Annotated in this window: 14 protein-coding genes; 10 read left to right on the top strand and 4 right to left on the bottom strand. The window is 69.1% G+C overall.

Annotated features, from left to right (window positions below; all coding sequences use genetic code 11):
- The first annotated feature begins 3 nt into the window (after positions 1 to 3).
- The 7 genes from AB0J95_RS23915 to AB0J95_RS23885 all read left to right on the top strand — a co-directional run bounded on the left by AB0J95_RS23915 (position 4) and on the right by AB0J95_RS23885 (position 6,534).
- Positions 4 to 921, top strand: a complete 918-nt coding sequence (locus tag AB0J95_RS23915; RefSeq protein ID WP_364761640.1) for a branched-chain amino acid ABC transporter permease — start codon at positions 4 to 6, stop codon at positions 919 to 921.
- The gene (locus tag AB0J95_RS23910; protein ID WP_364761638.1) at positions 918 to 2,681 is read left to right on the top strand and encodes a hypothetical protein; all 1,764 of its coding nucleotides are present in this window, start codon (positions 918 to 920) and stop codon (positions 2,679 to 2,681) included. The genes AB0J95_RS23915 and AB0J95_RS23910 overlap by 4 nt, the downstream gene beginning before the upstream one ends.
- Complete coding sequence (locus AB0J95_RS23905) at positions 2,678 to 3,493, top strand: ABC transporter ATP-binding protein (RefSeq protein ID WP_364761635.1); 816 nt, start codon at positions 2,678 to 2,680, stop codon at positions 3,491 to 3,493. The genes AB0J95_RS23910 and AB0J95_RS23905 overlap by 4 nt, the downstream gene beginning before the upstream one ends.
- The gene (locus tag AB0J95_RS23900) at positions 3,490 to 4,203 is read left to right on the top strand and encodes an ABC transporter ATP-binding protein (protein ID WP_364761633.1); all 714 of its coding nucleotides are present in this window, start codon (positions 3,490 to 3,492) and stop codon (positions 4,201 to 4,203) included. The genes AB0J95_RS23905 and AB0J95_RS23900 overlap by 4 nt, the downstream gene beginning before the upstream one ends.
- 112 nt (positions 4,204 to 4,315) lie before the next feature.
- The gene (locus tag AB0J95_RS23895; RefSeq protein WP_364761630.1) at positions 4,316 to 5,086 is read left to right on the top strand and encodes a prolyl oligopeptidase family serine peptidase; all 771 of its coding nucleotides are present in this window, start codon (positions 4,316 to 4,318) and stop codon (positions 5,084 to 5,086) included.
- A 95-nt stretch (positions 5,087 to 5,181) separates the two neighbouring features.
- Complete coding sequence (locus tag AB0J95_RS23890) at positions 5,182 to 5,964, top strand: alpha/beta hydrolase (RefSeq protein ID WP_364761627.1); 783 nt, start codon at positions 5,182 to 5,184, stop codon at positions 5,962 to 5,964.
- Positions 5,965 to 6,045: 81 nt separating this feature from the next.
- Entirely contained in the window at positions 6,046 to 6,534 is a 489-nt protein-coding gene (locus AB0J95_RS23885) for an SgcJ/EcaC family oxidoreductase (protein WP_364761624.1), read from the top strand.
- Here AB0J95_RS23885 and AB0J95_RS23880 read toward each other — a convergent pair.
- Both AB0J95_RS23880 and AB0J95_RS23875 read right to left on the bottom strand, forming a co-directional pair.
- Positions 6,531 to 7,436: a LysR family transcriptional regulator gene (locus AB0J95_RS23880; protein ID WP_364761621.1), complete on the bottom strand. Its 906-nt coding sequence runs from the start codon at positions 7,434 to 7,436 to the stop codon at positions 6,531 to 6,533. The genes AB0J95_RS23885 and AB0J95_RS23880 overlap by 4 nt on opposite strands.
- A gap of 10 nt (positions 7,437 to 7,446) precedes the next feature.
- The gene (locus AB0J95_RS23875; protein ID WP_364761618.1) at positions 7,447 to 7,845 is read right to left on the bottom strand and encodes a PaaI family thioesterase; all 399 of its coding nucleotides are present in this window, start codon (positions 7,843 to 7,845) and stop codon (positions 7,447 to 7,449) included.
- 33 nt (positions 7,846 to 7,878) lie between these two features.
- Between AB0J95_RS23875 and polA the strand changes: the two genes are divergently transcribed.
- From polA to AB0J95_RS23860, 3 genes are read left to right on the top strand one after another with little or no spacing between them, the layout of a single operon-like run.
- Entirely contained in the window at positions 7,879 to 10,590 is a 2,712-nt protein-coding gene (gene polA / locus AB0J95_RS23870) for a DNA polymerase I (RefSeq protein ID WP_364761615.1), read from the top strand.
- Between the two features lie 10 nt (positions 10,591 to 10,600).
- Complete coding sequence (locus AB0J95_RS23865; protein WP_364761612.1) at positions 10,601 to 11,104, top strand: AraC family transcriptional regulator; 504 nt, start codon at positions 10,601 to 10,603, stop codon at positions 11,102 to 11,104.
- A 10-nt stretch (positions 11,105 to 11,114) separates the two neighbouring features.
- Positions 11,115 to 11,549, top strand: coding sequence for a VOC family protein (locus AB0J95_RS23860; RefSeq protein WP_364761609.1), 435 nt, complete (start codon positions 11,115 to 11,117; stop codon positions 11,547 to 11,549).
- Between the two features lie 122 nt (positions 11,550 to 11,671).
- Here AB0J95_RS23860 and bluB read toward each other — a convergent pair whose 3' ends face one another.
- Complete coding sequence (bluB, locus tag AB0J95_RS23855) at positions 11,672 to 12,286, bottom strand: 5,6-dimethylbenzimidazole synthase (protein ID WP_364761606.1); 615 nt, start codon at positions 12,284 to 12,286, stop codon at positions 11,672 to 11,674.
- A 2-nt stretch (positions 12,287 to 12,288) separates the two neighbouring features.
- The gene (locus tag AB0J95_RS23850) at positions 12,289 to 13,032 is read right to left on the bottom strand and encodes a TetR/AcrR family transcriptional regulator (protein ID WP_364761603.1); all 744 of its coding nucleotides are present in this window, start codon (positions 13,030 to 13,032) and stop codon (positions 12,289 to 12,291) included.
- Positions 13,033 to 13,092 lie beyond the last annotated feature (60 nt).

The following is a 13,092-nucleotide window of genomic DNA, read 5'->3' as shown; positions in this document are numbered from 1 at the left end:
GATGTGTCGACGCTGCTACAGCAGCTTGTCAACGGCGCGATCCTCGGTGGCACGATCGGTCTGATCGCGCTCGGGTACACGATGGTGTACGGGATCGTGCAGTTGATCAACTTCGCGCACGGCGAAGTGTTCATGGTGGGCGCGTTCGGCGCCCTCGCGACGTTCACCTGGGTCATCCCGGAAGGCGTCAAGGGCACGTGGTACATCACGTTGCCGCTGATGGTGATCGCCGGTGCGGTGATCTCCGCCCTGCTCGCGGTCCTGATGGAACGGCTGGCCTACCGGCCCCTGCGCAACGCGCCGAGGCTGGCGCCGCTGATCACGGCGCTGGGTGTGTCGGTGACGCTCAAGGAGGCCGTCCGGCTGTTCTACCCGGGCGCCACCAAGCCGATCCCGTTCCCCAACGTGTTCCTCACCGGCAGCATCGACCTCGGTGGCATCGTCGTCGCGAAGACCGGCCTGCTGATCATCGTGGTGTCCTTGGTGCTCACCACGCTGTTGCAGCTCTACATCAACCGGTCCCGGATGGGGCGGGCGATGCGGGCCACCGCGCAGGACCCGGACGTGGCCCGGCTGATGGGCATCAACCCGGACCGCACGATCGTGCTGACCTTCGCGCTCGGCGCGGTGCTGGCCGGGGTGGCCGGTGTGCTGTACGGCTCGCACATCAGCAACATCAGCACGGACATCGGCTTCCAGAACGGCATCTTCGCGTTCACCGCGGCCGTGCTCGGTGGTATCGGCAGCATCCGCGGCGCGGTGATCGGCGGGTTCGTCATCGGTTTCGTCAAGACCCTGTCCGGCCAGTACCTGCCGGGCGGCACCCAGTACGACTACGTCTGGATCTTCGTCGTGCTGATCCTGGTCCTGGTCTTCCGGCCACAGGGCCTGTTCGGTGAGACCGAAAGGGTGCGCGCATGACCAACGTCGTCTCTCCCCAGGCGCTGCAGGCCGAGCGTACGTCCCCCACCTCGCCGATGATGCGTGTGCTCGCCATCGTCGGCGCGGTCGTCTCGGTGGTGGCCCCGCTGCTGCCCTGGGTGACCTTCGTGCTCAACGACGGGGCCTACCCGGACAAGTCCACCCTGCAGTTCTTCGACGCGCCGTTCGAGCTGACCGGGTTCCGCTGGGAGCTGTTGCTGCTGGCGGTCCTGGCGGTGATCGCCTCGGTGTTCCGGATCCCGGCCCAGCGGCGGGTGCTGCGCGGCCTCGGCGTCGGCATCGCGGCCATCGGTGTCATCCACTTCCTGTTCATCACCGGCCACGGCGGCGGCCTCGGCGCGGTCACCGCGGCCGACGGCGCGTTCGCGTTCGGCAGTGTCGCCGCGATCGTCGGCGGTGTGCTGCTGGTGGTGGCCACGGTCGGCCGGGCGATGGAGGACGTGCCGGTGTGGCGCACCGACATCCCGGCGCCACTGGCCTACCTGGCGCTGCTGGTCTCGTTCGGCGCGCTGCTGTTCCTGGTCTCGATGACCCTGACCGCCGGTGGCCAGGGCGGCGCGGCCAACCCGTACGCGGGCGCGATCTTCCTGTCCTTCCTCGGCTTCGCCGCGGGGCTGCTGGCCGCGCTGTCCGGCGTCGGCGCGCTGAAGTGGATCTCCACGCTGTCCGAGCAGCACCGCTGGTTCTCCATCCTGGTGCTGGTGATCTGCGCGTTCGGGCTGCCGTTCACCGACGCGGGCACCGAGTACTGGATGACGGTGGCCACCAACGTCGGTATCTACGCGGCCACCGCCATCGGCCTGAACATCGTGGTGGGCCTGTCCGGCCTGCTGGACCTCGGGTACGTGGCGTTCCTGGGCATCGGCGCGTTCGTCGCGGCGAACCTGTCCGGCGCGGCGGCCACCAAGTTCCACATCGAGCTGCCGTTCATCCTCGTGGTGGTCATCTCCGCGCTGGTCGCGGGCATCTTCGGCGCGGTCGTCGGCTCGCCGACGCTGCGGGTGCGCGGTGACTACCTGGCCATCGTGACGCTGGCCTTCGGTGAGATGTTCCAGCTCTCCGCTCGCAACAACATCGGCGGCCTGACCGGTGGCTCGAACGCGATCCCGAACATCCCCCAGCTGGAGGGGTTCGGCACCAAGTTCAACGAGCCGATCGACCTGTTCGGCGCGAAGCTGCCCGGCGGCGTCATCTACTACTTCCTGATCGTGCTGCTGGTCGGGCTGGTGATGGCGGTGTTCGCGAACCTCAAGAACAGCCGGATCGGCCGGGCCTGGATCGCCATCCGGGAGGATGAGGACGCGGCCCGCGCGATGGGCATCAAGACCGGGCAGGCCAAGATCCTGGCGTTCCTCTGCGGCGCGATCCTGGCCGGCATCGCCGGTGCGGTGTTCGCCCACAAGACCAGCACGGTCGGCTACGAGAGCTTCCAGTTCATGGCCTCGGTCACGCTGCTGGCGGCGGTCATCCTGGGCGGCATGGGGTCCATCCCCGGCGCCGTGCTCGGTGCGTCGCTGCTGTTCGTGCTGCCGGAGAAGCTGCGTGAGTTCGCCGACTACCGCCTGCTGATCTTCGGTGTCGCGCTGATCCTGATCATGCGGTTCCGGCCGCACGGCCTGATCCCGGACCGGCACCGCCGGGCCGAACTGGTCGGTGAGGACACCAGTGGCCACTCGCTGGACGAAGTGGCCGAGGTACGCATCGAAGAGGCCGAGGCCGAGGAGGTGAAGGCGCGATGACCGCTCCCGTGCTGCGCGCGCAGGACGTGACGATGCAGTTCGGCGGGCTGACCGCGCTCAAGGACGTCTCGCTCGAACTGGCCCAGGGCCAGATCATCGGCCTGATCGGGCCGAACGGCGCGGGCAAGACGACGTTCTTCAACTGCCTCACCGGGCTGTACACGCCCACCCGGGGCCAGGTGCTGATGAACGGCAAGCAGCTGCCCAACGACCCGGCCCAGGTCACCATCGCCGGCATCGCCCGGACGTTCCAGAACATCCGGCTGTTCCCGAACATGACCGCGGTGGAGAACGTCATGGTCGGCCGGCACGCCCGGATGAGCCAGGGCGCGATCGCGACCATCTTCCGCGGCCCGAAGTTCCGCCGGGGCGAGGCCGAGGCCGAGAAGCGGTCGCGTGAGCTGCTGGACTTCGCCGGGATCGGCCGCAGCGCCGACGACCTCGCCCGCAACCTGCCCTACGGTGACCAGCGGCGGCTGGAGATCGCCCGCGCGCTGGCCACCGACCCGCAGATCCTGCTGCTGGACGAGCCGACGGCCGGCATGAACCCGCAGGAGACCGAGGCGACCCGGCAGCTGATCTTCGCGATCCGCGACACCGGGGTGTCCGTGGTGGTCATCGAGCACGACACGAAGTTCATCTTCGGCCTGTGCGACCACGTCTCCGTGCTGGTGCAGGGCGAGCTGCTGGTCGAGGGCTCGCCGGAGATGGTCCGGGCCGACCCGAGGGTGATCGAGGCCTACCTGGGCAAGCCACCGGACGAGGTCGAGGCGGAACTGCACGCGGCGGAAGGCAAGGGAGCCGGACAATGACCCCATTGCTGGAAGTGCGCAACCTCAGCGTCGCCTACGGCGCGATCGAGGCGGTGCGCGATGTGTCGTTCGTGGTCGAGCCGGGCCAGATCGTCTCGCTGATCGGGGCGAACGGCGCGGGCAAGACCACCACGCTGCGCACCATCTCCGGGCTGCTGCGCCCGCGCAGCGGCGAGATCCTGTTCAAGGGCAAGCCGATCCACAAGCAGCCCGCGCATGAGACCCTGGCCAACGGGATCGCGCACTGCCCGGAGGGCCGCCGCCTGTTCGGCCGGATGACCGTCGAGGAGAACCTGCAGCTCGGCGCGTATGTGCGCCGGGACACGGGCGTCGAGGCGGACATGAAGCGGGTCTACGACCTGTTCCCGGTGCTCGGCGAGCGGCGGCACAACAAGGCGGGCCTGTTCTCCGGTGGTGAGCAGCAGATGCTGGCCATCGGCCGGGCGATGATGTCCAAGCCGACGCTGCTGATGCTCGACGAGCCCTCGATGGGTCTCTCGCCGATCATGACCCAGCGCATCTTCGACACCATCAAGGAACTGCAGGCCGCCGGGACGACGATCCTGCTGGTCGAGCAGAACGCGCTGGCCGCCCTTGCCCTGTCCGACCACGGTTACGTGGTGGACCTGGGCACGACCACTTTGGACGGGCCGGGTCACGACCTGCTCGCCAACGAGGGCGTGCGGGCCGCCTACCTCGGCGAAGGCTAGGAACCTCCTCGAAGACCGCCGGTTGTGCCCGATCGGGTACGGCCGGCGGTTTTCTGTTCGCCACCTGCGAAAGGCGGTGGCGTGTCGCGCGGTGGCGGGGTTGGCTGGCGGCATGACCATTTCGGGTATCGCGGCCGGGGTTCCTTACGTGGCACTGCCTCCCGAGGGGGACCGGCCGGCGCCGCTGATCGCGGTGTGGCACCTGCTCGACTCGCCGCGCAGCGAGGCCGCCATGGCCGCGGCGGTGCCGATGAACGGCGTGCGGGCCTGGCGTGTCTACTTCGGACTGCCAATGACCGGGCGGCGTTCGCTGCCCGGCGGTCCGCCGGAGCTGTTCGAGCTGGCCGGTCAGGACTACGTGCTCAAGCTCGCCAAGCCGATGGTCGACCAGGCGGTGTCGGAGTTCCCTGCCGCGCTCGCCGAGCTGCGGTCTTCACTGTCCATTTCGGATGGTCCGGTGGGTGTTGCCGGTGGCTCGATGGGCGGTCTCGTCGCGTACACCGTCGCCGCCACGGCTCCGGTTCCGATCGCCGCTGCCGCGATGATCAACCCCGTGACGCGGCTGGCCGCGGTCGCCGAGGCGGCGATCCAGGAGTTCACCGGATCGCCGTACGCGTGGACCGAGGAGTCGCGGGCGGCCGCGGACGAGTACGACTTCGTGCGGCGGGCCGGGGAGATCAAGGCGCCCGCCTTGCTGGTGCTCGGTTCCGCCGACGAGGCCTCGATTCTGGAACCCGCCAGGGCCACGGGCATCGAGCGCGTCGAGATCTCCGGGATGGGGCATGGGTTCGCCGACGAGCCGGGCCTGGAACCCGCGCCGCAGAACGCCGACGCGGTCCGGGTCGACGCCGAGCTGACCCGGTGGTTCCAGCGGCACCTGTGACAACCGTTGGTTGTCGTTCCGGCCCCAATGGCTGTTGGACGCGGCTCTGACCAGGGTGTTTGCTTGAGTTCAACACCAACTGGGAGGACACAGTCATGATCACGGGTATCGCCGCCGGAGTGCCGTTCGTCGCGCTGGAGCCGGCTTCCGGTGACACGGCGCCGATGATCGCCGTCTGGCACCTGATGGACCCGCCGTGCACCGATGTCGCGATGGCCGCGGCCGTGCCGATGACCGGCCTGGACGCGTGGCGCGTCTACTTCGGGCTGCCGATGACCGGGCGGCGTTCGCTGCCGGGCGGGCTGGAGGAGCTGTACCAGCGGGCTTTCGAGGACGCCGTGCTCAACTGCTACGAGCCGCAGACCGAGCAGGCCGCGGCCGAGTTCCCCGCGGCGCTCGCGGATCTGCGCTCACAACTGTCCATTGCGGACGGTCCGGTGGGGGTCGCGGGCGGGTCGGCCGGCGGGCTCGTCGCCTTGGAGGTGACCGCGCGGGCGGAGGTGCCGATCTTCGCGTCGGCGTTCATCAACCCGGTCACCCAGCTCGCCCCGGTCGTCGCGGCCAACGAGCGCCGGTTCGACGTCACCTTCGGCTGGAACGACCAGAACCGTGCCGTGGCCGGCCGCTACGACTTCGTTCGGCGCGCCGACGAGATCAGGACGCCCTCGCTGTTCGTCATCGGCGAGGACGACGACGTGGCCATCCGCGAACCCGCCGCCTTGGCACAGAAGGAGATCGGCGCCGAGCTGGTGCTGATCCCCGGGATGCGGCACACCCTCGCGGACGCGCCCGGCCTCGAACCCGCACCCCAGAACGAGAACGCCCGCCGGGTCGACGCCGAGCTGGTGCGCTGGTTCAGCAAGTACCTCCCAGGTTGACGGTCAGGTCGCAACTCCAGGGTGACGATCGGACGGGTGTCCGCGCCCCAGAGTGGGGCTCCTCAACGGGAGGAGACACTTGTGGCCAAGAAATGGCTGGTTGTCGTGCTTGGAGCGGTTCTCATGGCCGGTGCGGCCTCGGTCGCCGACGCCGGTTCGGACAGCGGTTCCGGCGGAGGTGATCGGGCCGCGTTCGAGCGGATCCTGCGGGAGCAGCAGGACGCCTGGTACCGCGAGGATGGCGCGGCCTTCGCCCGGCACTTCACCGAGAACGCGGACCTGGTCACGTTCAACGGTGACCACCTGCGGACCCGGCAGGGCATCGCCGAGGGCATGCAGTACTACTTCGACAAGTACATCGACCACACCAAGCTGAAGACGCTCTCCTCGGACGTGCGCTTCACCGGCCCGTCGATGGCGATCATCGTCCGCACGGCCTGCCAGTTGGTCCCGCCCAGCACCGAGTGCCGTGCGGACTCGTTGTCCCGCAACACCAACGTCATGGTGAAGCGCGACGGCCGCTGGTGGCAGGAGTCGTTCCAGAACACCCGCGTGGTTGCGTTGCCCTAGGGCAGCCAGGTGGTCGCGGGGTCGTGGTCGAGCCAGCCTTCGGCGCGGGTTGTCTTGTCCACCAAGGTGAGCAGGTGGCGGACGGCCGGGCGTTGCCTGCCCTTGCGGTAGACGATCGACCACGGGAACAGCGGCGCGGGGCGGAACGGGATGACGCGGAGGTTGAGATCACGCGGGAGTTCCATGTCCGCGCCGGTCAACGTCACCCGGGGTTTGCCGTAGCGGGCCTGCTCGAGGGTGTGCCGGAGGTCGTAGCTGACGCCGGTGCGGTCGACGGTCACGCCAAGCGCCGCGATGACCTGGTCGATGTAGGTCCGCCACTCGCTCGGGCTTTCCCTTGAGGGCAGCCAGATTCCCTCCGGGCCGAGGGTGGCCAGGTCGATCGCGGCCTCGTCGGCCAACGGGTGTTCCGGTGGCACGACGGCGACCAGGGGCTCGAGGCGGACGAGGCGGTGCTCGAGGGTGCCGGGCAGCGGCCGGCCCAGGCCGCCGACCCAGCCGAAGGCGACGTCCAGCTCACCGCGTTCCACCGCCGGGATCGCCTCGTCCAGGCCGCCGAGCGCGCTGCGGTCGAGCTCCATCGACGGGTCGCGCTCGGCCAGCCGCCGCAGCACGAACATCGGCGCCAGCCGGAGGTCGATCAGGTCGACCCGGACCGGCTGGGCGCCGGACATGGCGGCGACCGCGGCATCGGCGGCCTGGACCAGCGCACGCGCGTGCGGCAGGAACCGGCGGCCGTCCTCGGTCAGCGACACCGACCGGTTGGTGCGGGCGAACAGTTGCGTCGACAGGTTGTCCTCCAGGCGCTTGATCCGTTTGGACAGCGCCTGCTGGGTCAGGAACAGCGTCTCCGCCGCGCGGCCGAAGTGCTCCGCGTCGGCGGTGACGACGAACGCCCTCACCTGGGCCAGGTCAAGATCCACCCGGCACCGAGTCCAGGACGACACAGGTCAGCCGGGCCGTACAGGTGCGCTTGCCGGACTCGTCGGTGATCACGATCTCCACCGTGACCGTGCTGCGGCCGATGTGGATGGGCGTGGCCACCGCGGTGACCAGGCCCTCCCGCACCCCGCGGTGGTGGGTGCAGGACAGCTCCAGGCCGACCGCGGGCCGGCCCTCGGTGTTCATCGCGGCGCAGTACGAGCCCGTGGCCTCGGCGAGCACGGCGTTCGCGCCGCCGTGCAGCAGACCGTAGGGCTGGCGGTTGCCCTTCACCGGCATCGTGGCGACCACCCGCTGGGCGTTCCACTCCAGCACCTCGATGCCCATCTTGTCGTTCAGCTGCTCAGGCAGACCGTCAGCTTCTCCCATGCCGGTCAGACTAAGGCGGACTCAGAACTGTCGGTGCCCGGGCCTAGACTCGGGCACGTGGCAGACCAGCACCGACTCCTCCTGATAGATGGCCACTCGATGGCCTACCGAGCGTTCTACGCCCTGCCGAAGGAGAACTTCCAGACCGGCACAGGGCAGCACACGAATGCCGTGTACGGGTTCACGTCGATGCTGATCAAGCTGATGCGCGAGGAGCAGCCGACGCACGTCGCGGTGGCCTTCGACCTGTCCCGCAAGACCTTCCGCAGCGAGAAGTACACCGAGTACAAGGCCAACCGGAGCGCCACTCCGGACGAGTTCAAGGGCCAGGTCAGCCTGATCGAGGACGTGCTGCGGGCGCTGCGCATCCCGATGCTGACCAAGGAGAACTACGAGGCCGACGACATCATCGCCACGCTGGCCACCCAGGCCGAGGCGGCGGGCGGCTACGACGTTTTCATCTGTACCGGCGACCGCGACGCGTTGCAGCTGGTCACGCCGCACACGACGGTGCTCTACCCGTCCCGCGGGGTCACCGAGATGACCCGGTACACGCCGGAGATGGTGCTGGAGAAGCAGGGTGTGACGCCCACGCAGTACCCGGACTACGCGGCGCTGCGCGGCGACCCCTCGGACAACCTGCCGAAGATCCCCGGCGTGGGGGAGAAGACGATCGTCAAGTGGATGCAGGAGTTCGGCTCGCTCAACGAGCTGATCGACCGCGTCGACGAGGTCAAGGGCAAGATCGGCGACAACCTGCGGGCCAACCTGTCGTCGGTGATGCTCAACCGCGAGCTCACCCAGCTCATCCGCGACCTGGACCTGCCCTACAAGCCGGACGACCTGGCCGCGCAGGCCTGGGACCGGGAAGCGGTGCACCGGCTGTTCGACGAGCTGGAGTTCCGGGTGCTGCGGGACCGGCTGTTCGAGGAGCTGTCCGCGCCGGAGCCGGAGGCCGACTCGGGCTTCGAGATCACCGCGGTCACCGTCGCCCCCGGTGAGCTGGGCAAATGGCTGCACGACCACGCCGGCAAGGGCAAGCGCGCCGGGTTGTCGTTCCGGCACCAGGGCCCGCCCGGCGCGGTGGACCTGCTGTCGATCACGGTGGCCAACGTCAACGGCGACGGAACGTTCGTCGATGTCACCTCTTTGGCTGAAAAAGACGAGAAAGACCTGATCGGGTGGCTGGCCGATCCGGACGTGCCGAAGGTGGCGCACGCGGTGAAGCTGGCCCTGCACGGCCTGGCCGGGCGCGGCTGGACGATGAACGGCCTGGTCATGGACACCGAGCTGGCCGCCTACCTGGTCCGCCCCGGTCAGCGCTCGTTCTCCCTGGACGACCTGGTGCTGCGGCACCTCAAGCGGGAGCTGCGGGTCGAGGAGGTCGAGGGCGAGCAGCAGCTGTCCCTGCTGGACGAGCAGGACGAGGGCGAGAAGCTCGCCGCCGCCGAGGTCGTCCGGGCGCGTGCGGTCGCCGAGCTGGCCGAGGCGCTGGACGCCGAGGTGCAGGCCACCGGCGGCGCCAAGCTGCTCGCCGAGATGGAGCTGCCGCTGCTGCAGGTGCTGGCCGAGCTGGAGGGCATCGGCATCTGCGTGGACGTCGAGCACCTCGCGTCGCTCGAGGCGCACTTCGCCGGGCGCGTGAAGCACGCGGCGCAGGAGGCGTACGCGGTGATCGGCAAGGAGATCAACCTCGGGTCGCCGAAACAGCTGCAGGTGGTGCTGTTCGACGAGCTGCAGATGCCGAAGACCAAGAAGACCAAGACCGGCTACACCACCGACGCCGACGCGTTGATGACGTTGTACGAGACCACCGAGCACCCGTTCCTGCGCCACCTGCTGGAGCACCGGGACGCCGCGCGGCTCAAGACCACTGTGGACGGTCTGATCAAGTCGGTCGCCGACGACGGGCGCATCCACACCACGTACAACCAGACCATCGCGGCGACCGGGCGGTTGTCGTCCACCGAGCCCAACCTGCAGAACATCCCGATCCGCACCGACGAGGGCCGCCGGATCCGGGACGCGTTCGTGGTCGGCGGCGGCTACTCGGAGCTGATGACCGCCGACTACAGCCAGATCGAGATGCGGATCATGGCGCACCTGTCGCACGACGACGGCCTGATCGACGCGTTCAACTCCGGGTTCGACTTCCACGCCGCCACCGCCGCGCACGTGTTCGGCGTCGGCCCGACCGAGGTCAGCGGCGCACAGCGGGCCAAGGTCAAGGCGATGAACTACGGCCTGGCGTACGGCCTTTCCGCGTACGGCCTGTCCCAGCAGCTGCGGATCTCCACCGAGGAGGCCCGGGCGCTGATGGAGAACTACTTCGAGCGGTTCGGCGGGGTCCGCGACTACCTCACGTCCGTTGTGGACAAAGCTCGGCGCGAGGGCTACACCGAGACCATCTTCGGCCGCCGCCGCTACCTCCCGGACCTCACCTCCGACAACCGCCAGCGCCGCGAGATGGCCGAACGCATGGCCCTCAACGCCCCCATCCAGGGCAGCGCCGCGGACATCATCAAGGTGGCCATGCTCAACGTCCAGCGGGAGCTGAAGAAGTCCTCGCTGTCCTCCCGCATGCTGCTGCAGGTCCACGACGAACTCGTCCTCGAGGTCGCCGACGGTGAGCACGCCGCCGTCGAAGACCTTGTCCGCCAAGGCATGGGCAGCGCCTACCAGCTCGACGTCCCGCTCGACGTCTCCGTCGGCTTCGGCCGCTCCTGGAACGACGCCGCCCACTGAGCCCCATGAGATGACCGCCAGCGAGCCGATCATGCCGCCCAGGCAGGCGATGCCTGGGGTGGAGCTGGCGGCGTGCGTGCCGGCGGGGCGGGTGGTGGCGAAGGTGCCCGTCGTGGCGTACCTGCGGCGGGCGAAGGACCTGATGGACCGGGAGTACGCGTCGCCGTTGGTGCTGGACGACCTGGCGCGTGCGGCGGGGTGCTCGCGGTTCCACTTCGTGCGGTCGTTCCGGACCGCGTACGGACATACCCCGGGGCGGTATCTGACGCTGCGGCGGATCGAGCGGGCCAAGGACCTGCTGCGGTCGGTGAACCTGACCGTGACGGAGATCTGCATGCTGGTCGGGTTCTCCAGCCTCGGCTCGTTCTCCAGCCGGTTCACCGAGGTCGTCGGGATGTCCCCGACCGAGTACCGGGCGAAGCACCCGGCGGCCGCGCCGATCCCCGGGTGTTTCCTGATGACGTGGACGCTCCCCGCAACAACGGAGAAGGCGCCGGACCCGTCCGGGGATTAGCGTTCCCGGCATGATTACAAGCTTCACGCACAGCACCATCTGGGTCCTGGACCAGGCCGCGGCCAAGAAGTTCTACTCCGAGAAGCTGGGGCTGGAGGTGCGCGAGGAGCTGAAGACCGACACGTTCAGCTGGCTCACCGTCGGCGCGCCCGGCCAGCCGGACGTCCAGCTGGTCCTGATGGAACCCGGCCGGCCCGCGCACGACCCGGAGACCGAGAAGCAGATCCGCGACCTGATCGCCAAGGGCGCCCTCGGCGGCGGCGTGTTCGGCACCGACGACTGCCGCAAGACCTACGAGCAGCTGTCCGCCAACGGCGTGGTCTTCCTGCAGGAACCCGCCGAGCGCCCCTACGGCGTCGAAGCGATCTTCCGCGACGACTCCGGCAGCTGGTTCAGCCTCACCGAACGCCGCCCCTACGACGAGAGCAAGTCCTTCGCGGGGTAGACCCGAACGGCGAACTCGGGGTCCGCGAACGGGGGACACACCCCGGACGAACGGGGGACACGCGGGGGAGGAACGGGGGACACGCGGGGGTGGGTTGGCGGGGGTGGGTTGGCCGGGGTGGGTTAGAACCGTTCCTCGTGCAGGACGGCTTCCAGGGGGAGGCGGGAGCGCCAGCCGTGGCGTTCCAGGTCCGGAACGGAGTGCAGCCGGGACACCGGCCCGACGCACAGCCAGGCCACCGGCCGCACTCCGTCCGGGATGTCCAGCAGCGACGCCAGGAACTCCTCGTCGTAGAAGCTCACCCAGCCGACGCCCAGGTCCTCCGCGGTCGCGGCCAGCCACAGGTTCTGGATGGCCAGGCAGACCGAGTACAGCCCGGTGTCGGCGATCGTGTGCCGCCCGAGGACCGCGGGCGACCCGCGACCGGGCGAGTAGGTCACCACAATGGACAGTGACGACTCGAGGATGCCCTCGATCTTGATCCGCTGGAACGTCGACGCGCGTTCACCGTCCAAAGTGGCCGCGAAGTCGTCCCGCCGAGCGGCCACGTGGGTGTGGAAAGCCTTACGGGTCACCGGATCGCGCACCAGAACGAAGTCCCACGGCTGGCTCATGCCCACGCTCGGCGCGGAGTGCGCGGCCGTCAGGATCCGGTACAGCACCTCGTCGTCGACCGGCTCGCCGGTGAACTCCGCGCGCACATCCCGCCGTCGCGCGACGGCCTCGTAGAAGTCCATGTTCAGCGTTTCGCCTCGATGTAGGCCTCGATGCCGTCCAGCAGCCGCTGGAGGCCGAACTCGAACGAGGCGTAGACCTCGCTGAACACGTTCGGGTCCAGCGCGGCCATCTGCGGGAACTGCCCGCTCTGCATGGCCTTGGCCAGGAACGGTTCCTGCGCGCTCCAGAACTGCTCGTCGGTCACACCGGTCCGTTTGGGCGCCTCGGCGGCTTCGGCGGCCGCGCGGGCATAGCCGGTCACGTAGTTGTTCACCGCGACGATCGTGCTCACCCGTTCGCCGTCGGTGAGCCCGGTCCCGGCGAGCACGGCCAGGGAGTACTCGAAGCTCCGGGTGGCGTTCGGGCCCAGCAGCGCGCGGGCACCCGAGACGTGCTGCAGCCACGCGTGCCGGTGGCAGAGTTCCCAGGTGCTGGTGGCGACCTGTTCGAGACCCTTGCGCCAGCCGCGACCGTCGTCCGGCGGTTGCAGGTCGTCGCCGTAGATGTGGTCGAGCATCAGGTCGAGCAGCTCGGCCTTGCTGGGCACGTACCGGTACAGCGACATCGTGCCGACCTCGAGCTTCGCGGCCACCCGGCGCATCGACAGCGCGGTGATCCCCTCGGCATCGGCCAGCTCGATCGCGGCCCGCACGATCCGGTCGAGGGTCAGGCTCGGCTTGGGGCCTCTGGTCGGGCGTTCCTGGGTGCCCCACAGCAGTTCCATGCTGCGGGTGATGTCGCCGGTGCCGCCGTATTCGGTAGTCATTTGCGTCCATCGTAAAACTGGGTACAGTGTACGAAGTACCGAGTACACTGTACCCAGTTT

Origin of the sequence: Actinocrispum sp. NPDC049592 (genome assembly GCF_040675465.1) — a bacterium.
Taxonomy (GTDB): Bacteria; Actinomycetota; Actinomycetes; order Mycobacteriales; family Pseudonocardiaceae; genus Kibdelosporangium.
Note: the sequence above shows the minus strand (reverse complement) of the source record. Positions and strands in the feature narration are given on the sequence as shown.